The sequence below is a fragment of the Xanthomonas sp. NCPPB 3761 genome (genome assembly GCF_041475705.2).
Lineage (GTDB): Bacteria > Pseudomonadota > Gammaproteobacteria > Xanthomonadales > Xanthomonadaceae > Xanthomonas > Xanthomonas phaseoli.
The window spans coordinates 1,384,213-1,409,103 of sequence record NZ_CM191262.1 but is presented as its reverse complement, the minus strand read 5'-3'; the positions used below and the strand labels follow the sequence as shown (position 1 = coordinate 1,409,103).

Here is a 24,891-nt window from a genome sequence, read left to right as displayed (position 1 = left end):
CTCGGCCAAGGCCAGCGAGCAGAACGCCCGGATCGCCGACTGGCTGGTCCGCCTGACGACCGCCCATCGCGACTGGGGCTTTGGCCTGTGCTACCTGTACCTGCGCAACGTGAAGGGCTTTGGCTGGAATCACAAGCGGGTCTACCGGATCTACCGCGAGCTGGAGTTGAACCTGCGGATCAAGCCGAGGAAGCGGCTGGTGCGTGAGCGGCCCGAGCCTCTGGCGGTGCCGGAGGCTATCAACCAGGTCTGGTCGATGGACTTCATGCACGACCAGTTGGCCGACGGCCGCAGCTTCCGGCTGTTCAATGTGCTCGACGACTTCAATCGCGAGGGGCTGGGGATCGAGGTGGATCTGTCGCTGCCGTCAGCCCGTGTGATCCGATCGCTGGAGCAGATCATCGAGTGGCGCGGCAAGCCCGCCGTGATCCGCTGCGACAACGGCCCTGAATACATCAGTGGCGCGTTGCTGTCCTGGGCGCAGCGGCATGGTATCCGGGTCGAGCACATCCAGCCGGGCAAGCCACAGCAGAACGCCTACGTTGAACGCTACAACCGCACCATCCGCTACGCCTGGCTCGCCCAAACCCTGTTCGACACCATCGACCAGGTGCAGGACAAAGCCACCCGCTGGCTATGGACGTACAACCACGAGCGTCCGAATATGGCGCTCGGCGGCATCACGCCTGCCATGAAGTTGGCGATGGCCGCTTAGCTCCACTTCTGGCGACCGCTAAAAGTGGGGGGATTACCCCTGCGCAACGTGAAGGGCTTTGGCTGGAATCACAAGCGGGTCTACCGGATCTACCGCGAGCTGGAGTTGAACCTGCGGATCAAGCCGAGGAAGCGGCTGGTGCGTGAGCGGCCCGAGCCTCTGGCGGTGCCGGAGGCTATCAACCAGGTCTGGTCGATGGACTTCATGCACGACCAGTTGGCCGACGGCCGCAGCTTCCGGCTGTTCAATGTGCTCGACGACTTCAATCGCGAGGGGCTGGGGATCGAGGTGGATCTGTCGCTGCCGTCAGCCCGTGTGATCCGATCGCTGGAGCAGATCATCGAGTGGCGCGGCAAGCCCGCCGTGATCCGCTGCGACAACGGCCCTGAATACATCAGTGGCGCGTTGCTGTCCTGGGCGCAGCGGCATGGTATCCGGGTCGAGCACATCCAGCCGGGCAAGCCACAGCAGAACGCCTACGTTGAACGCTACAACCGCACCATCCGCTACGCCTGGCTCGCCCAAACCCTGTTCGACACCATCGACCAGGTGCAGGACAAAGCCACCCGCTGGCTATGGACGTACAACCACGAGCGTCCGAATATGGCGCTCGGCGGCATCACGCCTGCCATGAAGTTGGCGATGGCCGCTTAGCTCCACTTCTGGCGACCGCTAAAAGCGGGGATTACCCTTGCATGGGTGGGCTGCGCTGTTGCAAGGCGCGCAGCGCGGTATCGGCGCGCGACAGGGCGCTTGTTTGAAGAACCCCTCGTCAGGCAGTTCAAGAGAATTCAGGCTCAACTCATGTCTTGTGCAGGCATGTTGAGATTGCCCGCTTCTACACTGTTTCGGCTGGAAACTGCTGCGCATTCGCCAACGCACGATATTCGCGCGGCGTCATGCCCACCGCTTGCTTGAATTGCCGCGCGAATGCGCTTTGATCGCTGAACCCGCACGCGTGGCCGATTTCGGTGAGGCTCTTGTTCCCGTGCAGCAGATGCATCGCCATCTGCAGGCGCAGCTTGGCCAATACCTGCTGCGGCGTGAGCTGGAAGACCTTGCGGAACGAGCGTTGCAGCTTGGACATGGAAAACCCGGTGATCTCCACCAGAGCCTGCATGCGGACGTTCTGCGCGTAATTGGCGTTGAGATACGCCAGCGCAAGTCGCAGCTTTTCGTACTGCGATTCGTGCCCGTCCTGCGGGCCCAGATCGCGCGAGATGCCGATGATGCCCTGCACCTTGCCATTCACCACCAACGGCCGCTTGCAGGTCAGGCACCAGCCAGGCTCACGATTGGCGAACAGGTGGAGCTCCAGCAGGTTGTCGATCACCTCGCCGGCCAGCACCTGCTCGTCCTGATTGGCGTAATTGGCGCCCAGTCCACTGGGATAGACCTCGGCAACACGCTTGCCGATCAGCTCCTTGCGCGATTTCAGCCCCAGCCGCCGCAGCATGGTCTGGTTGACGTGGGTGTAGCGGCCCTCGCGATCCTTGACGAAGAACAACACGTCCGGCACCGCATCGAACAAGGCTTCAAGATCGGCAGGATCGATGCTCTTCATGCGAGAGGGTTCATGCAGGGCAAGGTGCTCGAGACCGGGAAAAGCGCATCAAACCAGGTGTGCGATCGAAACGATCCGCCCCTGCCGCGCCATGATACGCCGCAGGCGCGATCGGCCTACGGCCGGAGGACTCAGCGTGCGTTGTTGCCTGCGTCCACTGCCGCCGGTGCAGGCTTGGCATCTCCCGCCGCAGCGGTCGGGTTACCGATACGATCCAGCGGCACCTGTCGCGCACGCCAGCTCTGCACGACCGCCGCACCGGCCTGTGAGCCCACCTGCACGCGCAGGCGCGCGCTGCCGCCGGGCGCAACGAACTCGATCTCGCAGTCGCCAGCGGCCATGCAGCTATCGGCCGCAAGTGGGTCCACCAGCTGCCAGCCTTGCTCCATCATCGCCTGCGCAAACGCGCGATACCCCATGCCGGATTTCAGCACGGCCGGCAATGGCACGCTCGCGTCGCCGCCTTGCTCGGACGACGCAGGCAGCGCCACCGAAGCGCGCGCAGGCGCAACGGCCGGCCGCGACGCAGCGCCCAGAGCAGGACTGCAGATCAGAGCGATTGCCCACAATGCGGGGCGGAACGACGTGCGCATGCAAACGGTCCTTGCGGTCCTGGCAGGGAACTGGGAAGAGGAAGATGCGCTAGTTTGACATGCCCGTGATGCGCTGCGGCAATCGCATTTGGGATGCATTGGCCCGTGATCTGGACAGCGGCGTTGCAACCGGTTCACTCCAAGCGTGCTCATCCAGCGCGCGTGATGCCATTGGATCGGTATAGACCTTGCGTTCGGGCGCCAGGCGACGGCAAGCCAGTCCTGCCGCGAGATGTTGTTGAAGCTGCGCACCGGCTCCATCACCACAAAGCGTGGTGCGGGGAAGGTGGCATCTGTTTGCACCACCATCAGGAACGGCTGCTTCTTCTCCGATCCGCGTCAGGCCGTGCCACCGTTGCGCTCACCGCCAAGACAGGTATCGTCAATCTACAAGAAACCGGTCAGTCTGCGCATGGCTTCGCGCTCGGCCATGACCTGCATGATCTTGTGCTTCATCCGCCAAGCGCTCTTGTAGTTGATGCCCAGATGGCGCATCAGCGCCAGCGGGGTCATATTCGTCTTGGTCGAGGTAAGCAGGTGCAGCCAGCATCCAGGTGCGCAACGGCAGCTTGGTGTCTTGGAACATTGTGCCGGCACGCGCTGCATTGGTAGTAAATGGCACCCCACGCTTGAAGCGTGACCGCGCCGGTCCGGTGCAGACAGGCAACGAAAGCCTTGCGGCCAGCGCCAATTGTAAAGCGCGCGATAGCACTAGGCTTCGATGCCGTAGGACGCCGACGAAATCAGGCATCGACAATCCATCCTGGAACTGCACGGCATTGATGCTCATCACACCACCTCATTAGCTTCAGCTGACAGCAGCATCCACACAGCCCGACGCAGATCCTGCGACAGCCGGCTGAAGGCAAGGGCTAATCAGGCAGCTTATTGATTCGGGTTGATCGTCAGATTGATGCATGCTATAGATTAATTACAGGTAAATCCAAGGGAGACTAGGATGAAATTTTCCGCAAAAATAGTATTTTTAAGCTTTTCTCTTGTTTCTCTTAATTCGGCTGCTCAGTCCCGTGGCGTAAATGTAGAGAGTGACGAAGTCAAGGCTTACGCATGGAGCGCTATGGTAAGTCCTTCTGAGGCAGCAAGAAGAGTGAATCTTCAAGAAAGCTCCTCGAAAGATTTGGCAGCTTTAACGAGTCGTTATAAAGATCGTCTTGCAGGTGCCTATTGGGAGGATTCACCTGATTTCCGATATGTTATCAGATTAAAAGGTAATAACCCGATTCCTCCAGTAAAGCTATCGACAAGGTTTGGCGATGTGCCTGTTGTAGTTAGAACCGGGGCTGGCAAGACTATGGAGGAAGTGCAAAAAATAATTAATGAGAACAAGGAGGCCATTGTCAAGAGTATACCCGGGCTACAGGGTTATTTTTATGATGAGAAAACAGGTGAGATTGTCTTGTATGTCTACGTTCCGGAGCCGGAAAAGGAAGGTATAAAGAAGGAGGTTTCTGCACTTGCAAGAGCGCTCGGGAATCCGGTCCGCATAGATTTCATGCCTGGGCCGATGCGGAACACAGCATACCTCCGGGGCGGCAACATACTTCAGGGTTCGAACGGCAACCAATGTACAACTGGCTTTATGGTTAGAGATGTTGCGACAAAAATGCCGGGAGTATTAACTGCTGGCCATTGCCCAAATACCATGGTTTATTACAACTGGGTTCCTGCCGGACAACCTGGACAGGTAACTGCCATTCTGGACTTCAAAAAAGAAATGTGGGATGCCAGTCATGACTTGCAGTGGCATAGTTTTCCAAACATAGGTTATGAGGCATCATCGTCAATTACTGGATCGACCACTGATCCAGCTGGTATCGAGGCTATAATATTTTCAGGTACGGCCAGTGTGGGGCAGCGAATTTGTCATCGCGGGGTAAATACTGGGTTTTCTTGTGGAGTGGTATCGGCAACAAGTTTTGGCTTTTTGCCGGGTGCCTGTAATGGCCAGAATTGTGATAATTCTGCTTACATGGTCATGGTTGGAAAGGAGCTAGCTTGCTTCGGCGGTGACAGCGGCGGCCCGGTGTGGAGCTCATCTACCGCGTATGGGATTGTGACTGCTGCTGCATACGCCGGCGCTAATCCTGGGCAGTGCGGCTCACTTGTATATATGAGAATTGGGAAAATAATAGATGCTGGATTGCGTCTCTTCTGATATCGATGCGACATAGTATCTGCGTGAGTCGGCATCCTCTAAAACGATAGGCCGCTTCTCCCAGTAATGCCTGGCGTATTCACTTTGCGCGACAGCGTGATCACCCACTGATGGCGCGCTTGAGTGTGCGCCGGGTTAACCCTGTACGTCGGAAGCTCCCATGCAGCCGTACCTGGACCTACAGACGTAGTACGTCGCATCGGAAATGCCCAGCTCACGACACACATCCTTGACTTGGCGGTCGCCTTCGATCTGCTTCAGCGTGTTAACAATCCGGGGCTCGGTGAACTTGCTATTGCGCATCGTCGGTCTCCTTGGGACTAGTGTGCCCGGAGGTAATCCCCCCACTTTTAGCGGTCGCCAGAAGTGGAGCTAAGCGGCCATCGCCAACTTCATGGCAGGCGTGATGCCGCCGAGCGCCATATTCGGACGCTCGTGGTTGTACGTCCATAGCCAGCGGGTGGCTTTGTCCTGCACCTGGTCGATGGTGTCGAACAGGGTTTGGGCGAGCCAGGCGTAGCGGATGGTGCGGTTGTAGCGTTCAACGTAGGCGTTCTGCTGTGGCTTGCCCGGCTGGATGTGCTCGACCCGGATACCATGCCGCTGCGCCCAGGACAGCAACGCGCCACTGATGTATTCAGGGCCGTTGTCGCAGCGGATCACGGCGGGCTTGCCGCGCCACTCGATGATCTGCTCCAGCGATCGGATCACACGGGCTGACGGCAGCGACAGATCCACCTCGATCCCCAGCCCCTCGCGATTGAAGTCGTCGAGCACATTGAACAGCCGGAAGCTGCGGCCGTCGGCCAACTGGTCGTGCATGAAGTCCATCGACCAGACCTGGTTGATAGCCTCCGGCACCGCCAGAGGCTCGGGCCGCTCACGCACCAGCCGCTTCCTCGGCTTGATCCGCAGGTTCAACTCCAGCTCGCGGTAGATCCGGTAGACCCGCTTGTGATTCCAGCCAAAGCCCTTCACGTTGCGCAGGTACAGGTAGCACAGGCCAAAGCCCCAGTCGCGATGGGCGGTCGTCAGGCGGACCAGCCAGTCGGCGATCCGGGCGTTCTGCTCGCTGGCCTTGGCCTGGTAGCGGAAGCAGGTCTGGCTCACCGCGAAGGCCTGGCAGGCGTGGCGGATGTTCGTACGCCCGCTCGTGACTGCCGATTGGGCCATCTCGCGTCGCTGAGATGGCCTCACCATTTTTTTGCGAGCGCTTCCTTCAGCAGGTCGGTACTGAGCTGCGCCTCGGCGTACATCTTCTTGAGCCGGCGGTTCTCCTCCTCCAGCTCCTTCATGCGCGCGACCATGGACACGTCCATGCCGCCGAACTTGCTGCGCCACTTGTAGAACGTGGCCGAGCTGATGCCGTGCTCGCGGCACAGCTCCGGCACGGGCGCACCGGCCTGGGCCTGCTTGAGCACGGCGATGATCTGGCTGTCGGTAAAGCGGGACTTCTTCATGGAACCTCCTCGGGAAAGGGGACGAGAAAATTCCACTTCTGGCGTCTGCTAATGGGCGGGGGGATTACCTTCCAGCCGCGACGGGCAGGATGCGACTGCCGAACGGTGACTTCGACAGCGCCCATCGCCCAGAGAACGCATTCGCTCAGGCAACCGACACGCCGCGCCTGGCGGCGTGTCGGTCGCCCGTCACTGGCCGATATGCTGCTTCAGCCAGCTGTTGACGGTGTCATGCCACAAGATGCTGTTATCCGGCTTGAGCACCCAGTGGTTCTCGTCGGGGAAATACAGGAACTTGGAATCGATGCCCTTGCGCTGCAGCGCGGTGAACGCAGCCAGGCCTTGTTCGACCGGAATGCGGAAATCCTGCTGACCGTGGATGACCAGCATCGGCACCTTCCACTTGTCTACATGCAGCACCGGGTTGAACTTCTCGTAGCCGGCCGGGTTCTGCCACGGCGTGCCGCCGTTTTCCCACTCGCTGAACCATAGTTCCTCGGTGGCATAACCCATGGTGCGGTTGTCGAAGACGCCGTCGTGGTCGACCAGGCACTTCCATGGTTGATTCCAGTTGCCTGCCATCCAATAGACCATGTAGCCGCCGTAGCTGGCGCCCAATGCACAGGCCTTGTCGCCGTCGAGGAAGCCGTATTGCTTCTGCGCAGCGGCCCAGCCTTTTTGCAGATCTTCCAGCGGGCGGTCGCCCCAATGCTGGCTGATGGCGTCGGTGAATGCCTGGCCGTAGCCGGTGGAGCCGTGGAAATCGATCATCACCACCGCGTAGCCCTGGCCGGCGTAGGTCTGCGGATTCCAACGGTTGCTCCAGCCATTGCCAAAACTGCCCTGCGGGCCGCCGTGGATCAGGAACGCCACCGGGTAAGTCTTGCCTTCCTGGTAGTTGTACGGCTTGACCACGTAGCCATGCACGGTGTCGTTGTTCCAGCCCTTGAACTGGAACTGTTCGTAGTCGCCGAACTGCACCTCTGGCAGCAGTTCGCCGGCGCTCTGGCTGATCGCACGCAGGCCCTGGCCTTGCGCGTCGCTGACGAAGACCTGGTCGCCACTCTTGAGCGAGCTGCGCGTAAACGCCAGCGTATTGCCGGCCAGCGTCGGGGCGTGCACGCTGCCCTCGCCTACCAGCTTGGTGGCCTCGCCGCTGGCGATATCGATCTTGAACAGCGGATGCTCGCCGAGATCGTCGGCACTGGTGTACAGGCTGCTGCCGTCGGCGCTCGGCACGATTTCGCCGGCCGAGCGGTCCCACTTCGGCGCGATCTCGCGGGTCTTGCCGCTGGCCACATCCATCGCCATCAGGCCGAAGCGGTCGGCCTCGAAGCCCGGGCGCTTCATGGCGCGGTAGTACAGGGTCTTGCCGTCGGTGCTGAACACCGGGCCGGCATCCCAGGCCGGGTTGGCCGCGGTCAGGTTGACCGGCGCAGATTTGCCGCTCGCATCCAGGTGGTACAGATCGAAGTTGGTCTGCCACGACTCGTCGTTGCCGGTGGGCTTGCCGCCGGCCTTGGCGTTCTTCCCTGCTTCCGGGCCATGCGGCTGCGGAATGCGCACGCTGGCCACCACGCTGCTGCCGTCGGGCGACCAGGTGTAATCGTCGTTGCCACCGAACGGCTTGGACGGCGCGTCGCCGGCCAGCGTGGCGCTGATCGCCGATGCCCCGACCACTGCCTTCGCACCAGCCGCAGGCAACTCGGCCACGAACAAGGTATTGCGGCGACCATCGTTCCAGGTGTCCCAATGACGCACGAACAACTGGTCGTACACCACGCCGCTGGCCTTGTTGTTCTTGAGCTCGCCCAGCTTCTTCTTGGTGCAGCCCAGGTCAGAACCGCAGTCCTGGAACACGCCCGCGCTGAAGGCGATGCGCTTGCCGTCCGGCGAGAGCTTGTAGCTGTCCACGTCTACCGCAAATGCGGTGAGTTGCTGCGGGGTGCCGCCGGCCATCGGCTGCGCGTAGAGCTGCTGGCTACCGGATTTGCTGCTGAGGAAGTACACCGTCTTGCCGTCCGGCGACAACGCCGGGCTGTTGACGTTCCATCCTTCCGGGGTGAGCCGCTTGGGCGGAGACAAATCGCGGGTGCGCAGATTGCGCACCCACAGGCTGGTGGCCGGCTTGCCATTGGCGGTCTTGGCCTGGCGCTTGGCAAACAGCACGCTGCTGCCATCGGGCGTGAGCGTGGGCGAGGACACCCGGTCCAGCGCCACCATGTCGCGCACATCGAAACCGCGCGCGGCGGCAAGGCTTGGCAGGGCAGCCAGCAGACACAGGGGCAATACGGCGTGACGCAGCTTCATCGAGCTCTCCGGCAACGGCAAAACGTGGATGGTAGGCGTTGCTGCGGCGCACGCGCAAAGGCAGGAGGTCATGCGTGCGCGACGTGATGCGCCGCGCACGCACGCGCCTGACCCATGCCGCCTGCACGCGGCACGGGCGGCTGGGCGCTTTGGGGCGACTAACAAAACGTAGCGAGCAGTCGTCAGGTGGGTGCGGACGGCGCACTCAGAACCGGAGTGTACGCGTGGTACATGCCGATTCCGAGCACAGGCCGCGCCCGCCTGGTGGCTGCGCAGTCGTTTTGTTAGCTGCTCTTAGAAGCGGTGCGACAGGCCTACGTAGACCTGCCTGTCGGGCGTGCGGTCGTTGAGGCCGAAATTGGCACCCACGTCCAGCTGCAATAGCGGATTGAGCAGATACGACGCCGCGATATCGGCCGAGTACTGCTCCGCGGTCCGTGCAGGGTCGCGGTTGATCGAGGACCACAGTTCCACCGCCATCGACAGCTTCGGTGTCAGCGGGCGCGCCAGATTGATCACGTTGACGATGGCGACATGCTTGCCGCTGCCATCGCTGTCGGCCAACCAATCCAGTTCCGGACCGAATGTCAGCGAGAAGCTGCTGGGCAGCGCAAAATTGATCGGCAATGCGACGCCGCCCTCCCATTCGTCGTTGCCCAATCCGGTGCGCGCGGTGGGTGCCTTGACGAAGGGCAGCAGCGCCACGCTGACGGTGTCGCTCTCGTACACACGCGCCTTCATGCGCAGATAGAGATCGCCGCCGCCGCTCAGGCTGCTGCGCGCGCCGGTCGCGCGGTCGGTGGTCTTGACCTGCAGCTGCGGCGCCCAATTGAGCTGCAGATCGATGCGGTCGCTGATGCCGTACTTGAGCGTGGGATTGGTGAAGTACGCCGTCTCTGTGCGTGTGCCGGGCTGGCTGTCGCGCGTGTGATTGCCGATGTCGGTTTCCAGCTGCCAGTTGCCAGCCGGTACGGTGCAGGTGGCATTGGCCTTGGTCGGCCGATCGGTGCAGAGCGCCGCTTCGGTCGCGTCTTGCGCCGGTAATCCCCCCACTTTTAGCGGTCGCCAGAAGTGGAGCTAAGCGGCCATCGCCAACTTCATGGCAGGCGTGATGCCGCCGAGCGCCATATTCGGACGCTCGTGGTTGTACGTCCATAGCCAGCGGGTGGCTTTGTCCTGCACCTGGTCGATGGTGTCGAACAGGGTTTGGGCGAGCCAAGCGTAGCGGATGGTGCGGTTGTAGCGTTCAACGTAGGCGTTCTGCTGTGGCTTGCCCGGCTGGATGTGCTCGACCCGGATGCCATGCCGCTGCGCCCAGGACAGCAACGCGCCACTGATGTATTCAGGGCCGTTGTCGCAGCGGATCACGGCGGGCTTGCCGCGCCACTCGATGATCTGCTCCAGCGATCGGATCACCCGGGCTGACGGCAGCGACAGGTCGACCTCGATCCCCAGCCCCTCGCGATTGAAGTCGTCGAGCACATTGAACAGCCGGAAGCTGCGGCCGTCGGCCAACTGGTCGTGCATGAAGTCCATCGACCAGACCTGGTTGATAGCCTCCGGCACCGCCAGAGGCTCGGGCCGCTCACGCACCAGCCGCTTCCTCGGCTTGATCCGCAGGTTCAACTCCAGCTCGCGGTAGATCCGGTAGACCCGCTTGTGATTCCAGCCAAAGCCCTTCACGTTGCGCAGGTACAGGTAGCACAGGCCAAAGCCCCAGTCGCGATGGGCGGTCGTCAGGCGGATCAGCCAGTCGGCGATCCGGGCGTTCTCCTCGCTGGCCTTGGCCTGGTAGCGGAAGCAGGTCTGGCTCACCGCGAAGGTCTGGCAGGCGTGGCGGATGTTCGTGCGCCCGCTCGTGACCGCCGATTGGGCCATCTCGCGTCGCTGAGATGGCCTCACCATTTTTTTGCGAGCGCTTCCTTCAGCAGGTCGGTACTGAGCTGCGCCTCGGCGTACATCTTCTTGAGCCGGCGGTTCTCCTCCTCCAGCTCCTTCATGCGCGCGACCATGGACACGTCCATGCCGCCGAACTTGCTGCGCCACTTGTAGAACGTGGCCGAGCTGATGCCGTGCTCGCGGCACAGCTCCGGCACGGGCGCACCGGCCTGGGCCTGCTTGAGCACGGCGATGATCTGGCTGTCGGTAAAGCGGGACTTCTTCATGGAACCTCCTCGGGAAAGGGGACGAGAAAATTCCACTTCTGGCGTCTGATAATGGGCGGGGGGATTACCCGCCTGCGCCTGAACTGCGAGGCCGCTCAGCGCTGCAGTCACGATGATGGCGAGCAGCGATGTGGGTGTCTTGCGGGTGGACGAGCGCGAGGTGATGGTGGGCATTGCGGTGATTCCAGGGCAAAGCGCGGCACGGATCGCATGACCGTGCAACGTTGAAGAGTGGGATATGGTGCGTTACGACGCGCGGCAGGGTGCCGCTGCGCCTGGTCGGCGGCGGCGCAACTGCGTTTTTCAGGGCGGCGCCAAGGCGGTCGCGATGCGATGCACGCGCCCACTGCAGGGAAGTGCGCAGGCTTGCACTGCCAGATACTTGCCTGGCTTTGCGGGGTCATGCACAGCGTGAGCGCGCCACGTTCTACAGCGTGATGGGGATCAGATCAGTCCGGGCATGCAGCACTCAGGGCGCACCGTTGTGCGGAAGACGGCACGATAAGCAGCAGCGGCATAAAGTCGCTATGCATGGCAGCTGCGCAGGGCGTAAAGCCGGCGCAAAGACATTGAATGTCGATGGCGGTAGCTGATGGCTATGCAGGCATAAATGCCCTGCATGCGGTAATCCTGCACGGTTCGCATGCGGTGTGTCGGACGCAGTCGCAGCCATGCAATCGAAACGGCGAATCACCCTCCGTCTTACAGAGGACCTGGCGCCATTGCAGCGCTGGCATGTCTTCGCCGGGTAGAGACCGGCGGCCCAAACAGCTGTTTCCCGTTCCATCACATCTGTACTGGATCAAGCTGCGCACACAACCAGGCGCCGGCTTGCAGATGGCGCATGCTGGGCGCATGCGCCATCCGGCATCGCACTCAGGCGGCCTGTTCGCCGCGCTTGCCGATGCGATACAGCAGCCAGCCGACCAGGGCCAGAATCGCCAGGCCGATCCACTGGTTGAGCTGGTAACCTCCAGGCAAGGCCAACACATCCTTGTTTTTGGTAATCACGATTGGCAATGCAATGCCAATACCCATCAAGGCCTCTCCCGTGATCAGGCCTGCGGCAAACAACACACCCGGACGATGCACGCGGTCACGGCCTTCTTCATCATCTGCACGAATCTTGTGGTAGCGCTCTACCAGATGAGCGATCAAACCACCCAGAAAGATCGGCACCATCAGTTCTAGCGGCAGGTAAATACCGATTGCAGCAGCGAGCACCGGCACACGAAAACGCTTTCCCGTCTTCTTCAGGTATTCGTCTACTGCGATGATCACTGCACCGACGCCAGCACCAATCGTAATGACAGCCCACGGCAACTGCCCGCCAAAGAGTCCTTTCGCTACCGATGCCATCAGCATTGCCTGCGGCGCAGGAAGCGTCTTAGATCCGATCCCGTATGCTTGGGCGAGTAAATTCAGCACAGGCCCCATGATCAGGGCGCAAGAAAATGCGCCGATTGCGAGCATCAACTGCTGTTTCCAAGGCGTAGCACCAACGAGATAACCGGTTTTGAGATCCTGCAGATTGTCCCCGCCCACCGCCGCCGCGCAGCACACCACAGCACCGATCATGATGGCGGCCACTGCGCCCAGCGGCGCAGCGCCGATGCCCACCGGCACCAGGCCGCTCTTGCCGAGCAGCAACACCAGCACTGCCGAGGCGAACAGGATGGTGGAGATGGTGATGCCCGACACCGGGTTGTTGGACGAACCGATCAGACCCGCCAGATAGCCCGAAACGGACACGAACAGGAAACCGGCCACGATCATGATGATGGTCATCGGGATCGACACATGCCACTGCTGCACGATGGCCTGATACAGGCCCAGCAGCGGTAGCGTGCACAGCACCAGCGCCACCAGCATCCACTTCATCGGCAGATCGCGCTCGGTCTCTGCGACCACGCCGCCGCCACTCTTGCGCGCAGCCGCAAAACCGCTCTTGACCCCGGAAAACAGCGATTTGCGCAGCGAAAACAGGGTCCACACACCACCGATCAACATCGCGCCGACACCGAGGTAGCGGATCTTCGCGCCCCAGATGCCGAACGCTGCATCGGCAGCCGATGCACCGACCAGGCTCTGCGCCAGGGCCGGGTCCGAGCCCATGAAGAACTGCTGATACAACGGGATGGCGATGTGCCAGGACAGGATCGAACCGGACAGCACCACGATGCCCACGTTCAAACCGACGATGTAGCCCACGCCCAGCAGCGCCGGCGACAGGTTGGTGCCGATATAGCCCACCAGCCGGCTGCTGCCCAGGTAGGTGGCCTGCGCCCAGGTGTCCGGAATCACGCGCAGGCCGCTGGCCGCAGCCAGCTTGACCAGCGCACCGATGGCGCCGGAAATGGCCAGAATCTTCAGGCCCGGACCGGGATTTTCGCCGGCCTTCAGTACTTCGGCCGCCGCCTTGCCCTCGGGGAACGGCAGCGGGTCTTCGACGATCATCGAGCGACGCAGCGGCACCGAGAACAACACGCCCAGCAGGCCGCCCATGCCGGCGATGCCCAGCACCCACCAGTACTTGAAGTCCGGCCAATAGCCCATGATCACCAGCGCGGGGATGGTGAAGATCACCCCGGCCGCGATCGACGAGCCAGCCGACGCCCCGGTCTGGACGATATTGTTTTCCAGGATGGTGCCGCCGCCCAACAGGCGCAGCACACCCATCGACACGACAGCTGCCGGGATGGCAGTGGCGATGGTCAGGCCGGCGAACAGGCCGAGGTAGGCATTGGCGGCCGAAAGCACGACCGCCAGCACGATGGCCAGCGCGACGGCACGGAAGGTGAGCTGGCGCGGCTGCGCGTCGTGGCTCATTGGGCATTCCCCTGTAGGCAAAAAATCCGCACCACGCTAGCGCCTGTGTCCACGCGAGTCCAGCTGCGACGCGGCGTGACAGTGTGCGTGCTGTGGCGGGTGGACTCCACCGGGGCGACCCGACGCACGCGCTGCTGCCTGGGGTACAACTGTCCAATCGCAGCGGCATCCGGCGCGTTTGCTGCTAAGCGCGCGGGCACGTTTCCACACACGTTCACCCCAGCGTCGATACACGTGCGGCGTGCCTGCCGCCTGGCGCCAGCTGCTGCGAAGCGGAGCCTAGTCGCGCTGACGCCTGCCGGAATCTGCGCCCGACGCGGCGATCACTGCATGGCAGCAGCGGACACCGCGCGTGCAATGCAAGCCGCACACGACTGCGCATGCGCTGCTGCGCCGGCAATGACGCAGCAGCGCGTCCTGCCGAGCGTCAGTGCAGCAACTCGGCAAAGGCGCGATCGGCCTCGATGACTTCCGGCAGCGCGGCGAACAACCCGTCCAGATCCACGCCCTCCATCAGCGGGCTGCGTATCGCTTCCAGTGCCTCCGCGGTGGCGCCGCCATGCGCATGCAGCGCATCGCAGACCAATACCGCCTGGGCCACCAGCAATGGCATGCGTGCACCGTCCGGGGCCGCGGCGGGCCGGACCTGATACGCAATGGCTTCCTGGATCAGCACGGGCAGCTGCCAGCGCCGTGCCAGCTCGGCCCCGACTTCCGGGTAACCGAAGCCCAGTTGCAGGGTCTCTTCGGCCGCATGACCGGCAGAGGAGGTTTCGTGATTGATGCGGCTGGCGTATTCCGGCGCACCGGACTGGATCAAGAGCTCGCCGATGTTGTGCATCATCCCGCAGGTGAAGGCCGTCTCCGGGTCCAGCCCCTGCTGGCGCGCCAGCAGGCGGCAGATGCCGGCCACTTCGAAACTGTGCCGCCAGAAGGCCTTGAGGTCGAAGCCCGGGCCGGCCCGGAACGCGCCCGTCATCGCCGACGCCAGCACCAGCGTGCGCAGCGTGTTGAAGCCCAGGCGCATGGCCGCGTCTTCCACGCTGGTGGAATCGCGCAAGCCATGGAAGCGCGCCGAATTGGCCAGCCGCAACACTTTGGCGGCAATCACCGGATCGCGCTCGATACTGTGCGCCAGCGTATCGATATCGGTCTGCGGATCGTCGAATTGACGGATCAGGTCTTGCGCCACCTCGGGCACGGTGGGCAAGGTGTGCAACTGGTCGAACAACGCCTCCAACTTCATGATCGCCTCGTGGGTGAAAGACAAGCCAGCGCGGCCGCGCGGACCTGCATGGTGTAACACGGACCGGTTCACTGCCAATGACCGACGGCAGGACGATTCACTCAGGCTTCTGGCTGGGTCTGTACAGCGCACGGCCTCACCGGCTGGCCCGACCGACAGGAAAGGCAAGCGCACTCGGTAGTTCGACAAGGCGACCGTCTCGATGACGCTCAGTCGGCCTTGGCGCCACCCAGCGATCTGGACAGAAACGCCAGCAACTGGGTGTAGAACGCGCGTCGATGGGGTTCGGTGTAGAAGCCGTGGCCTTCCGTGTCGAAGTACAGCGTTTCCACTGGCGTGCCGGCCTGGCGTAATGCCGCTTCCATTCGCTTGCTGTGCTGGATGGGCGCGCGCTCGTCTTCGCCCCCTGCGGCCAGGAACACCGGCACCTTGATCTGCTTGGCCAGATTGACCGGCGAACGTGCGGCCAGGGTGGCCGGATCACCCAACCACTGCTTGAGGTAGTTCTCGCCGGAACCGCGCTTCTGGATGTCGCCGCTGGTGAACATCATCGGCAAGTCGTAGACGCCCACATAACCGGCCGCGCACGCATACAGGCCCGATTCCTTGGCCGCACCCATCAAGGCTGCGTACGCACCGTAACTGGCGCCAAAGATGCAGATCTTGCGTGCATCGGCATACCCCTGGCCAATCGCCCAGCGCGTTGCGTCGGTCACATCGTCCTGCATGGTGCCGCCCCACTGACGCGCGCCGGCGTGCTGGAAGTGGCGCCCATAATTGCCAGAGCCACGGAAATTGATCTGCAGCACCGCATAGCCCGCTTGCGCCAGCAGCTGCGCATCGTCGTCGAACTGCCAGCTGTCGAAGATCTCGAAGGGACCGCCATGGGGCATCACCACCATTGGCAGCTGTTTGTCGCCCCCGCTGCGCGGCAGCGTGAGATACCCATGCAGCGGCACCCCGTCACGTGCCTGCAGCGCAATCGGCTGCACGGTGGCCGTGCGCTCGGGGTCGAACCAGTCGCGCCGACTGATCACATGCTGGGCTTTGTTCTGTTGCGTGTCGAACACGTAGAAGTCGCCAGGATTACTGCCCGAATAGGCTTCCAGCATCACGTAGCGACCGTCTTTGGTGCTGGAGGTCACGCGCACCGCATTGCCGGCGAAGGCCGCCTCCAGACTGTGATACATCCGCGCCTCGACACCATGCTCGTCGAAAAAGCGGGTGTGGGGGCGGTCGGCCATGAAAATGGCGCCGACCGGGATACTGGTGCCGTTGCGGTAGATGATCTCCAGTGGGTCGGCCACCGCGTCGCGCAATAGCTGCTCACGGTGATCGGCCTGGATGTCCCAGCCGACGATCGCATCGGGGCCGTTGGCGCTTTGCACGCGCAAGTAGGCAATGCGCTCGTCTTGCGAAAAACCCAGCGGTGTTTCGACATGGCCACTGACCTGCTCGTCGTTGATCAGCGCCCATTGGTCGCCCGCGCCCTTGCGGTAATACAGCTTGCTCACGTTATCCGAGCCCGCCCCCTGCGCAAAGCGCACCTGCCCATGATGGTCGGTGGTGAAACTGGCGCGCTGAATCGGCGCAAGCGCCAGCGGGAGACGGCGGCCGGTGGTGACGTCGAGCTTTTCTGCGCGGGTATAGGGATCCTGCCCCGACATCGGCCAGATCGCCACGATCACGCTGCGGTCGTCGTCGGGCAAGGGATCGGTCAGGAATGCGGCCACCGCTTCGGTCTTCTTGACCTTGATGTTGGTGCCAAGGCCGGTACCGCGTGCGCGGTAACCCACCAGCAACTCGACTCCGGTGCCGTCGGCATTGATGGCATACAGCTCGCCGGTCGGCAGCGGCTTGTCGAGCAGGCCGTACTTCTGTGCAATGGAAATCAACACGCGGGTGTCGCTGACCCAGGCGAAATCGCTCACGTACGTGTTCTTTTCCAGCACGAAGGTGGCGCCGATGCTGTTGTCCGAACGCCGCATGATCGCAAGGGCGGTCTTGTCTTCCATCGGCACGGTCGCGGCGAAATACGCGCCGCTGGGCGATAGCTTGATGTCGGCGAACTTGTCTTTCTTGATGTAGGCGCCGACATCCACCTGGGCCGTGGCAGTGCCGGCCGCCATCAGCAGCACCAAGGCCGCAGGAATGATCCATTTCCGCATGTACTGCTCCGTGTTGTAGGCAAACCGAGTGCGGAATCTAGCAGCAATCCATGCACCTAAAAAGCGTCAATGGAAATCGCGCGAGGGCAGCTGCATGTCGCCGAGCAGGTTGCTGAGGTCGTACAGGTCGCCGGCGATGAGATGCTCTACGCCGTCCACGCGTTCCCAGCGACCGCGCACGGCAAGCAGGCGCGATTCCAGCAGCGCACGGCGGCGACGCAGCGCAAGGTGCGACCAGACGATGACGTTGATCATGCCCTGCTCGTCTTCCAGGGTGACGAAGATGGTGCCCTTGGCGGTGGCCGGGCGCTGGCGCTGGGTAACCAGGCCGGCCACATGCACGCCGCTGCCGTGGCGGCGGCCCTGCAATTCGCGCAGGCCCAGGATGCGTCGCTGGCGCATCTGCGGCCGTAGCAGCGCCATTGGATGCTGGCGCAGACTCAGGCCGACCAAGCGGTAATCGGCGAGAATTTCTTCGCCTGCGCGCGGCGCCTCGAACTCCACCGGGCGCTCCTCCGGGCTGCCCGGCAACAGGGGGCGGCGCGCCTCGACACCGGCCATGGCCCAGCGCGCGGCGTTGCGGTTGCCCACCATGCCTTGCAGAGCGCCTGCTTCTGCCAATGCCAGACGTGCTTTTTCGTCGAGTGCGGCGCGCAGGCACAGATCGCCGATATCGGCGAACGCCCGCTGCGTGCGTGCGGCAACGATGCGCTGCGCCACCACTTGCGACAGTCCGGCGACCTGCCGCATGCCCAACCGGATCGCTGGTTGTTCGCCTGGGTCTTGGTCGCTGCACCAGGGCCGGCCACCGACCAGGGTGTTGTCCCATTCGCTGTGCAATACATCCACCGGCAGCACCTCCACACGCTCGCGCTCGGGGCTGCCGCGGCGCGCATCCTGCACGATCTGGCTGGCCGAATAGAAACCCATCGGCTGCGCGTTGAGCAGCCCGCAGGCGAAGGCAGCCGGCTCGTGGCGTTTGAGCCAGCAACTGGCATAGACGAGTTTGGCGAACGAGGCGGCGTGACTCTGCGGAAAACCGTAGGAACCGAAACCCTTGATCTGTTCGAAGATCTGGTCGATGAAGCTGGAGGCGTAGCCTTTGCCCTGCATGCGTTCGCGCACGCGCGTGCGATGTTGCTCCATGTCGCCGCCGCGCCGCCAGGCCGCCATGGAGCGGCGCAGATTATCCGCTTCGCTCTCGGTGTACTCGGCGGCATGCATCAACAGCTCCATCACCTGCTCCTGGAACAACGGCACGCCCAGCGTGGGCTTGAGGATGTCTTCCACTTCCGGCGATGGATAGTTCACTTCCTCGCGCCCCTGTCGCCTGCGCAGATACGGGTGCACCATGTCGCCCTGGATCGGCCCGGGACGCACGATCGCCACTTCGATCACCAGGTCGTAGAACACCGCAGGTTTGAGCCGCGGCAGCATCGCCATCTGCGCGCGCGATTCGATCTGGAACACGCCGACGGTGTCTGCGCGCTGGATCATCTTGTAGGTTGGCAGATCGTCACCGGGCAACGTGGCGATGCTGTAATTGCGCCCGCGGTGGCCGCGCACCAGATCCAGCGTCTTGCGGATGCAGGTCAGCATGCCCAGGGCCAGGCAATCGACCTTGAGCAACTTCATGGTTTCCAGATCGTCCTTGTCCCATTGGATGATAGTGCGGTCTGCCATGGCGGCGTTTTCCACCGGCACCAGCAGCGACAAGGGCTCGTCGGAGATGACGAAGCCACCGACATGCTGTGAGAGATGCCGCGGGTGATCGCGCAAGTGCTCTGTCACGGCCAGGATCTTGTTGATCAACGGGTTGGCAAGATCGAACCCGGCTTCTTCGATGCGCTGTTCCATCGGTGTTTCGCCATTGCCCCAGCCATAGCAATTGGCCAGCAACGCAATCTGGTCCGGCGGCAGGCCGAAGGCCTTGGCCACATCGCGCACCGCGCTCTTGCCGCGATAGTAGATCACCGTCGCCGCCAGCGCCGCGCGTTCGCGCCCGTACTTGCTGTAGACGTACTGCAGCACTTCCTCGCGGCGTTCATGTTCGAAGTCCACGTCGATATCCGGCGGCTCATCGCGTTTTTCGGACAGGAAGCGCGCCATCAACAGACGCGTCTCGTCGGGATTGACTGCGGTGATGCCCAGCGCATAACACACCGCCGAATTGGCCGATGAGCCACGCCCCTGGCAGAGAATGTCCTGTTCGCATGCGAAGCGCACCACATCTTGCACAGTGAGGAAGAAAGCTTCGTACTTCTTGAGCGCGATCAGCGCCAACTCTTTTTCGATGTCATCTCGCACCTTGGCCGAGATGCCGCCCGGCCAGCGCTTGCGGATGCCGGCTTCGGTGAGCTGGCGTAGATAGCTGGTGGGCGTGTGGCCTTCCGGCACCAGTTCTCTGGGATAGGTGTAGCTGATCTTGGAAATATCGAAGGTGCAGCGTTGCGCCAGCTCCACCGTGGCCTGCAACAACGCTTCCGGGTAGATGTTCCCCAGGGCACGCCGGGTGCGCAAATGGCGTTCGCCATTGCGAAACAGGTGCGCGCCGCAGTCCGCCAGCGGCAGCGTGTGGCGGATGGCGGTCAGGGTGTCTTGCACGATGCGCTCGCGGCGCTGCGCCATATGCACATCGCCGCTGGCCAGTGCGGTCATGCCCAGTTGCTGCGCCAGCGCTTGCAGCGCCTGCAGGCGTGCGACATCGTCCTGTTCGCGATGCAATTCCACTGCCAGAAATGCGCGCTCGCCGAACACCTGTTGCAACCAGGCGCCCTGCTCTGCCTGCGGCTGCGCGCCGGGCAGCCACAGTGCAAACACGCCCGGCGCCACATCGCGAAACTGCGCTTCCACCTCGGCCCGCCCCAAGCGATACGCGCCCTTGCTGGCCGCGCGCCGCGCGGTGGTGATCAGCGCGCACAATTGCGGATAACCGTTCGCCTCTTCCACCAGCAGCACGAAGCGGGTGCCATCGACCAGGGCGAATTCGCTACCGACGATCAGCCGCACGCCGGTGGCGCGCGACGCTTCCAGACCACGCACGATGCCGGCCAGCGAGCATTCGTCGGTGATGGCCAAGGCGCTGTAGCCGCAGTGTTGTGCGCGCACGAACAGCTGTTCGGCGCTGGAGGCGCCACGCAGGAACGAGAAGTCCGACAGGCAGTGCAGCTCGGCATAGGCGGGCAAGCCATCGGCAACATGCGCATGGCTGATGTCGTCATTGGCCGCGCGCAACCGTGCGGCCACATTCCAGGCGCGCGGCATGCGCCCGCCGGGCGTGTCGCGGTCTACGCCATCGATGGCGTCATCCCAGCTCATGGACGGCTGCCTTCAACAGCGCGCTGCGCCAGACGGTTTTTGCAGCACGCAGCAGATCGCACCATTGCAGATGCTGCTGCGTCTTGCCTGCAGCCCTGGCATCGGCCACGCGTGCCCCAGCCGCAACCACCAGACAGTCGGTACCTGCTCCGATACCGCGCGAACATGCGCGCGCTCACGCAAACCACCCATGCAGCATCCAGCCATCTACCCGGCCAGGTGCGGCAAAGGCCCAGCCACGCCGGCCGCGCGCAGTCTCCACCACGTAGTAATCGCGACGGGCTTCATCGTCGTCCCACCAACCGCTTTCCAGCCGTTCCGGGCCGGACACGATGCGCAGGTGCGGGTCGTGCAGCGGCACCGGCTGCGGTAGCAACCAGGTGGGGCGCGGCGGACGCGGCGGCGCAGCGGCTTCGCGCACCGCATCGCCGATGGCGCGACGCCACGCGCGCTCCGGGCGCGGGTCGTCGGCCGGCAACACACGATAGACCGCGTCATCGCCAAGCCGTGCACGCAGGCGCTCGCGCAGTTGCGGCCACTCCACCGATTGCTGCGCGCGCTGATCGAACAGGTCGCGCATGGCCGGCACGAACGGTGGTAGTTGCCGTGCCAGCAAGCGCATCGCCACCACCGGCCGCGGAATCTCCACACGCTCCAGCCGGTTGCGGGCCAGCTCGAACAGCAAGGTCGGCGCGCGCTCCGGTGTGAGCAGGCCGATCTCCACATCGGTGGCGCCTTCTTCGTGCTCCAGGCGCAGCAAAAACCGCTGCACGCCGCCATCGCGAATGGACAGATACGTGCACAGGTCGCCGATCAGCCGGCGCAACGGAAACAGCAGCGCCGGATGCGTTTCCACCTCATAGCCCAGCTCCACGCGATGGTCGAAGTGGTCTGGCGGCGCGTAGCACTCCAGTGGGTCGTCGACCTGCCCGTAGAGGCGATCCAGATGATCGAGCAGGCCCGCACCAAACCGCCGGCGCAACCCGTCGCGCGGCAGGCCGCGCACCGCCGCGAGCGTGCGCACGCCCATGTGCTGCAGGCGCTCGCCGGCATCGTCGGGCAATGCAGCGCGGCGGACAGGCACCTTGTCGAGCGTGCTGTGCAGGGCCGGCAATTGCGTCACCGCCATGCCGTCGCGCAGGCCGGCCAGCACGCGCGCGGCGCGCGGCGTAGGCGCCAACGCAAGCCGGTGCTGGAAGCCCAATGCCTGCAGCTCATCGCGCAGGCGGCGCTCGAAGCGTGGCCAGGGACCGAACAGGCGAAAGCTGGCACCGGCTTCCAGCACGATGGCGCGCGACCACTGCTGGCTGACCAGCGAACTATGCCGATACGCCCAGGCCGCAAGAAAGCGCTGCGTGCGCGCTTCGTTTTGCGCGTCGTAATCGATGGTGCGCACCTGGGTCATCAAGGCATGCGCTGCCGATAGCCGCATGCCGGCCTTCAACCCAGCTGCGCCAGCGGCAGCATTGACCGAATGCAGGCTGCGCAGCTGCGCCGGGCCTTCCACCAGCGCCAGTGGCGCCTGCGGCTCTTCCAGACGCCGAAGGACGGCGTCCAGCGCCAGCTGCGGCAGCAAGATGCAGGCCCACAACATGCGCGTGCCTCAATGCGCCAGCCGCAACGGCTGCGACGGCACCTGCCCGCCGCGGCATTTGCGCACCTGCCAGGCATCGCGCTCGGGCAGGAATTCCAGCCGCAAGGCCGCCGGCGATGCATTGACCGCATGACGGCGGTCGCGCAGTGCGAACGCGCAGCAATTGCCGCTATCGGCCGCCACCTGCAACCGGCGCAGCGCACGCGCATCGCCAGTCTGCGGCCAGCCCAGTACTGCAGCGCATGCGCCGCTGCGCAAACATTGTTCGAACGCCCATAACGCGTCGCGCGGCTCGGCCTGCACCACTTCCAGATGCTCCAGCACCACCCCGCCTGCCTGCCAAGCCGGCGCGTAAGGAATGAACGGCGGCGCGACCAGCACCACCCGGCTGCTGCTGGCGGTCATGCGTGCCAGCGTGGGCAGCAACAAGGCGATTTCGCCGATGCCATGCGCAGGCAACAGCAACTCGGTCAACGCACGCCGCGGCCAGCCGCCATCGGGCAGCAACGCATCCAACGCCGCATGCCCGGTGGATTCACCGCCATTGGCGGTGGCCGTGCCCTGGCCTGCACGCCAGACGGTGCGCGCAGCCAGCAGGGCGTCCAGCGGCAGTGCCACGGCCGCATTGCCGTCCTGTCTGATGCGCGCCGGCTCCTGGCTCATCTCAGCCCTGCCGGATCAGGCCGCAGTACAGCCCTTCGATCGCGAAGTCGGCATCGGCCGCCACCACGATCGGCGCATGCGCGCGATTGCGCGGCAGCAGGCGGATCCGTTCGGCGCCGCGCTCCAGGCGCTTGATGGTGATTTCGCCATCCACCCGCGCCACCACGATCTGCCCGTCGCGCGCCTCGTTGCTGCGGTGGACGCCCACCAGGTCGCCATCCAGGATGCCGTCATCGATCATCGAATCGCCCTGCACTTTCAGCAGGTAATCCGGGCGCAGCGAGAACAGCGCGCGGTCCAGCCAGAGCTGACGCTCCAGGCCGATATCCGCGCCGATCGGCAGGCCCGCTGCTACTCGCCCCAGTACCGGCAAGGCCAGCAATGCATCGCGACCGGCGCCACCCGGCATGCGGATGCCGCGTTTCTGATTGGGCAGCAGCTCGATCAACCCGGCGTCTGCCAGCGCCTGCACGTGCTTTTGCGCGGCATTGCGCGAGGCAAACCCGAAGGCCTGCGCGATCTCGGCCAGGCTGGGCGAGACGCCTGCCTGGGCCTGCTCCTGCAGGAACGCCAGCACGGCGGCACGTTGGGGGGAAAGCGATGGCATCGGGGCGCGGCAGCAGCAGGAGACAAGGTGTACATTTGTACACCCATCGATCGCAGCAGGCGAGACTGGCTTGCTGAGCCGCTTCAGCACGCCGCTTGCGACCGGCCAACGACAGGGTTATAACTTTCGTACCAACGTGAGAGTGCCGCCATGAAACTCAAGATCACCGCCATCGGCAATTCCGCCGGCGTCATCCTGCCCAAGGAACTGCTGGCCCGCCTGCGGCTTGGAAAGGGCGACGAACTCTATGCACTGGAAACGCCCGACGGCATCAAGCTGACCGCATTCGACCCGACGTTGGCCGCGCAGATGGATGTGGCCGAGCAGGTGATGCGTGAGGATCGCCAAGTGCTGAACAAGCTGGCCAAGTGAACACGCGCATACTGGTCTGGATCACGCATGCGCTTGCATTGGCCATCCACGAACGCCAATTGAGCGAGCACGGGGGCGCAAGCGGAGTGCGCGACGAAGCGCTACTGGATTCGGCACTTGCACGCCCGCAACAACTGTTTTCGTATGGCGACCCTGCGCCCGATCTGGTGGAGCTGACGGCCAGCCTGGCGTATGGGCTCGCGCGCAATCACCCGTTCGTGGATGGCAACAAACGGACTGCCCATGTGTGCTACCGGGTCTTCTTGCTGCTCAACGGTGCCGAGCTCATCGCCTCGCAGGAAGAAAAATACGTTGCCATGATGGGGCTGGCCAATGGCGGGTGGAGCGAAGCGGCATTCGCCCAGTGGCTACGGCCGCGCGTGCGGTTGCGTGCAGACATTCATGTACACGAACCGCAAGGTTATTACGGCTGAAGCAACCCCGGGCATCAACGCGCCAGTATTGGCACATGAGAGCGCAAGTAGCGGATCTAAACGTCGCAACTCGGTCAGCATCGACGCCACTGTCTGACGCATGCCCCCTTATTCGGCACGCTTGCGCGTCGCTGCCGCTTTCTTCGCAGCGGCCTTGCGTACGGCCGGACCCTTGGTCTTTGCCGCCTTCTTTGCTGCCGTCGAACGGTCGCTGGCCGTGCGCTTTTTCGCGGCACGCGTGGTCTGTTTGGACAATGCCTGTTTGCCTACCGTCTTCTTGGCGGTCGTGTCCTTGCTGGCGGTCTTGAGGGCTTTCTTGGCACCGGCCGAGCGCGTAGGCGACACCGGCTTTTTGGAGGTTGCCGCGGCCTTGTCCTGCGCGGCTTTTTTCTTGGTGGCCTTGGACGCGGAACTGCGCGGGGCAACATCCACGCCATCGCGGCGCGCCTTGGACAAGCCGATCGCAATGGCCTGCTTGGTGCTTTTCACACCATGCGCGCCGTCGCGCACCTGGTAGATTTCTTCTTTGACATATTCACCGGCCTGGGTGCTGGCCGATTTCCCTTCGCGCTTGTCCTTGGCAGCAGCGCGGCGTGTCTTGGCCTGTGGCATGGCACTTCCCCTGTTGTGGATGGCAACTCGATGTAACAAGCATGGCGTCAATGCGCAGTGGGCGT

General features: G+C 63.4%; 18 protein-coding genes, 1 other RNA gene and 5 pseudogenes. 6 read left to right on the top strand and 18 right to left on the bottom strand.

What is annotated here, in order from left to right:
- Positions 1–4: 4 nt before the first annotated feature.
- Positions 5–715: pseudogene (locus ACCQ00_RS06200) on the top strand (IS3-like element ISXac2 family transposase); the annotation flags it as partial.
- Positions 716–748: 33 nt separating this feature from the next.
- Positions 749–1,369 (top strand): annotated as a pseudogene (locus tag ACCQ00_RS06195) (IS3-like element ISXac2 family transposase); the annotation flags it as partial.
- 184 nt (positions 1,370–1,553) lie between these two features.
- On the opposite strand, the gene ACCQ00_RS06190 reads toward ACCQ00_RS06195, so the two are convergent.
- From ACCQ00_RS06190 to ACCQ00_RS06180, 3 genes and pseudogenes are all read right to left on the bottom strand, one after another.
- Positions 1,554–2,279 carry an AraC family transcriptional regulator gene (locus ACCQ00_RS06190; RefSeq protein WP_039575317.1) on the bottom strand — a complete coding sequence of 242 codons (726 nt, stop codon included), beginning with the start codon at positions 2,277–2,279 and terminating at the stop codon, positions 1,554–1,556.
- A gap of 131 nt (positions 2,280–2,410) precedes the next feature.
- The gene (locus ACCQ00_RS06185; protein ID WP_039575314.1) at positions 2,411–2,872 is read right to left on the bottom strand and encodes a hypothetical protein; all 462 of its coding nucleotides are present in this window, start codon (positions 2,870–2,872) and stop codon (positions 2,411–2,413) included.
- A gap of 166 nt (positions 2,873–3,038) precedes the next feature.
- A pseudogene (locus ACCQ00_RS06180) lies at positions 3,039–3,662 on the bottom strand (IS1595 family transposase); the annotation flags it as partial.
- 168 nt (positions 3,663–3,830) lie between these two features.
- On the opposite strand from ACCQ00_RS06180, the gene ACCQ00_RS06175 reads away from it, so the two are divergent.
- Positions 3,831–5,048: a S1 family peptidase gene (locus ACCQ00_RS06175; protein ID WP_080950379.1), complete on the top strand. Its 1,218-nt coding sequence runs from the start codon at positions 3,831–3,833 to the stop codon at positions 5,046–5,048.
- A 141-nt stretch (positions 5,049–5,189) separates the two neighbouring features.
- On the opposite strand, the pseudogene ACCQ00_RS06170 reads toward ACCQ00_RS06175, so the two are convergent.
- The 10 genes and pseudogenes from ACCQ00_RS06170 to ACCQ00_RS06125 all read right to left on the bottom strand — a co-directional run.
- A pseudogene (locus ACCQ00_RS06170) lies at positions 5,190–5,351 on the bottom strand (transposase); the annotation flags it as partial.
- 69 nt (positions 5,352–5,420) lie between these two features.
- Positions 5,421–6,508, bottom strand: a protein-coding gene (locus ACCQ00_RS06165) for an IS3-like element ISXac2 family transposase (RefSeq protein ID WP_099770635.1) whose coding sequence is annotated in 2 segments (ribosomal slippage) — positions 5,421–6,256 and positions 6,256–6,508 — 1,089 coding nt in all. Because the reading frame shifts where the segments join, the coding sequence is not laid out codon by codon here.
- Between the two features lie 189 nt (positions 6,509–6,697).
- Positions 6,698–8,818 (bottom strand): alpha/beta hydrolase family protein, encoded by a 2,121-nt coding sequence (locus ACCQ00_RS06160; protein ID WP_022559883.1) that lies wholly within the window; start codon positions 8,816–8,818, stop codon positions 6,698–6,700.
- A gap of 156 nt (positions 8,819–8,974) precedes the next feature.
- Positions 8,975–9,051, bottom strand: a non-coding RNA gene (locus ACCQ00_RS06155) — sX9 sRNA.
- Between the two features lie 61 nt (positions 9,052–9,112).
- Entirely contained in the window at positions 9,113–9,871 is a 759-nt protein-coding gene (locus ACCQ00_RS06150) for a transporter (protein WP_039575286.1), read from the bottom strand.
- Between the two features lie 24 nt (positions 9,872–9,895).
- Positions 9,896–10,983 (bottom strand): IS3-like element ISXac2 family transposase gene (locus tag ACCQ00_RS06145; RefSeq protein WP_099770626.1). Its coding sequence is split into 2 segments (ribosomal slippage): positions 9,896–10,731 and positions 10,731–10,983, totalling 1,089 coding nucleotides; the frame shifts between segments, so codons are not numbered across the junction.
- A 69-nt stretch (positions 10,984–11,052) separates the two neighbouring features.
- A pseudogene (locus ACCQ00_RS06140) lies at positions 11,053–11,157 on the bottom strand (transporter); the annotation flags it as partial.
- A 702-nt stretch (positions 11,158–11,859) separates the two neighbouring features.
- Positions 11,860–13,812 (bottom strand): OPT family oligopeptide transporter, encoded by a 1,953-nt coding sequence (locus tag ACCQ00_RS06135; RefSeq protein WP_039583385.1) that lies wholly within the window; start codon positions 13,810–13,812, stop codon positions 11,860–11,862.
- A gap of 427 nt (positions 13,813–14,239) precedes the next feature.
- On the bottom strand, positions 14,240–15,058 hold the full coding sequence (locus tag ACCQ00_RS06130; RefSeq protein ID WP_039572996.1) for an HDOD domain-containing protein: 819 nt from the start codon (positions 15,056–15,058) through the stop codon (positions 14,240–14,242).
- A 209-nt stretch (positions 15,059–15,267) separates the two neighbouring features.
- On the bottom strand, positions 15,268–16,860 hold the full coding sequence (locus tag ACCQ00_RS06125; RefSeq protein WP_039573066.1) for an alpha/beta hydrolase family protein: 1,593 nt from the start codon (positions 16,858–16,860) through the stop codon (positions 15,268–15,270).
- Between the two features lie 100 nt (positions 16,861–16,960).
- Here ACCQ00_RS06125 and ACCQ00_RS06120 point away from each other — a divergent pair, with 100 nt between their 5' ends.
- Positions 16,961–17,146, top strand: coding sequence for a hypothetical protein (locus tag ACCQ00_RS06120; protein WP_017157893.1), 186 nt, complete (start codon positions 16,961–16,963; stop codon positions 17,144–17,146).
- Between the two features lie 146 nt (positions 17,147–17,292).
- Here ACCQ00_RS06120 and ACCQ00_RS06115 read toward each other — a convergent pair whose 3' ends face one another.
- The 4 genes from ACCQ00_RS06115 to lexA all read right to left on the bottom strand — a co-directional run bounded on the left by ACCQ00_RS06115 (position 17,293) and on the right by lexA (position 23,408).
- Entirely contained in the window at positions 17,293–20,544 is a 3,252-nt protein-coding gene (locus ACCQ00_RS06115; protein ID WP_039572998.1) for an error-prone DNA polymerase, read from the bottom strand.
- A gap of 175 nt (positions 20,545–20,719) precedes the next feature.
- A complete protein-coding gene (locus ACCQ00_RS06110; RefSeq protein ID WP_017157896.1) occupies positions 20,720–22,138 on the bottom strand; it encodes a Y-family DNA polymerase in 1,419 nt (472 codons plus the stop codon).
- Between the two features lie 9 nt (positions 22,139–22,147).
- Positions 22,148–22,801 carry a translesion DNA synthesis-associated protein ImuA gene (imuA, locus tag ACCQ00_RS06105; protein ID WP_017157897.1) on the bottom strand — a complete coding sequence of 218 codons (654 nt, stop codon included), beginning with the start codon at positions 22,799–22,801 and terminating at the stop codon, positions 22,148–22,150.
- 1 nt (position 22,802) lies between these two features.
- Positions 22,803–23,408, bottom strand: a complete 606-nt coding sequence (gene lexA, locus ACCQ00_RS06100) for a transcriptional repressor LexA (RefSeq protein WP_039573002.1) — start codon at positions 23,406–23,408, stop codon at positions 22,803–22,805.
- Between the two features lie 150 nt (positions 23,409–23,558).
- Here lexA and ACCQ00_RS06095 point away from each other — a divergent pair, with 150 nt between their 5' ends.
- Both ACCQ00_RS06095 and ACCQ00_RS06090 read left to right on the top strand, forming a co-directional pair.
- Positions 23,559–23,780 (top strand): AbrB/MazE/SpoVT family DNA-binding domain-containing protein, encoded by a 222-nt coding sequence (locus ACCQ00_RS06095; protein WP_003490241.1) that lies wholly within the window; start codon positions 23,559–23,561, stop codon positions 23,778–23,780.
- 8 nt (positions 23,781–23,788) lie between these two features.
- Positions 23,789–24,214 carry a type II toxin-antitoxin system death-on-curing family toxin gene (locus ACCQ00_RS06090; RefSeq protein WP_039573069.1) on the top strand — a complete coding sequence of 142 codons (426 nt, stop codon included), beginning with the start codon at positions 23,789–23,791 and terminating at the stop codon, positions 24,212–24,214.
- Between the two features lie 108 nt (positions 24,215–24,322).
- On the opposite strand, the gene ACCQ00_RS06085 is transcribed toward ACCQ00_RS06090, so the two are convergent.
- Positions 24,323–24,826 carry a DUF6496 domain-containing protein gene (locus ACCQ00_RS06085; protein ID WP_039573006.1) on the bottom strand — a complete coding sequence of 168 codons (504 nt, stop codon included), beginning with the start codon at positions 24,824–24,826 and terminating at the stop codon, positions 24,323–24,325.
- Positions 24,827–24,891: the final 65 nt, after the last annotated feature.

Coding starts and splice junctions, on each gene's coding strand:
- ACCQ00_RS06190 (WP_039575317.1), bottom strand. CDS start 2,279: ATGAAGAGCATCGATCCTGCCGATCTTGAAGCCTTGTTCGATGCGGTG.
- ACCQ00_RS06185 (WP_039575314.1), bottom strand. CDS start 2,872: ATGCGCACGTCGTTCCGCCCCGCATTGTGGGCAATCGCTCTGATCTGC.
- ACCQ00_RS06175 (WP_080950379.1), top strand. CDS start 3,831: ATGAAATTTTCCGCAAAAATAGTATTTTTAAGCTTTTCTCTTGTTTCT.
- ACCQ00_RS06160 (WP_022559883.1), bottom strand. CDS start 8,818: ATGAAGCTGCGTCACGCCGTATTGCCCCTGTGTCTGCTGGCTGCCCTG.
- ACCQ00_RS06135 (WP_039583385.1), bottom strand. CDS start 13,812: ATGAGCCACGACGCGCAGCCGCGCCAGCTCACCTTCCGTGCCGTCGCG.
- ACCQ00_RS06130 (WP_039572996.1), bottom strand. CDS start 15,058: ATGAAGTTGGAGGCGTTGTTCGACCAGTTGCACACCTTGCCCACCGTG.
- ACCQ00_RS06115 (WP_039572998.1), bottom strand. CDS start 20,544: ATGAGCTGGGATGACGCCATCGATGGCGTAGACCGCGACACGCCCGGC.
- ACCQ00_RS06110 (WP_017157896.1), bottom strand. CDS start 22,138: ATGTTGTGGGCCTGCATCTTGCTGCCGCAGCTGGCGCTGGACGCCGTC.
- imuA (WP_017157897.1), bottom strand. CDS start 22,801: ATGAGCCAGGAGCCGGCGCGCATCAGACAGGACGGCAATGCGGCCGTG.
- lexA (WP_039573002.1), bottom strand. CDS start 23,408: ATGCCATCGCTTTCCCCCCAACGTGCCGCCGTGCTGGCGTTCCTGCAG.
- ACCQ00_RS06095 (WP_003490241.1), top strand. CDS start 23,559: ATGAAACTCAAGATCACCGCCATCGGCAATTCCGCCGGCGTCATCCTG.
- ACCQ00_RS06085 (WP_039573006.1), bottom strand. CDS start 24,826: ATGCCACAGGCCAAGACACGCCGCGCTGCTGCCAAGGACAAGCGCGAA.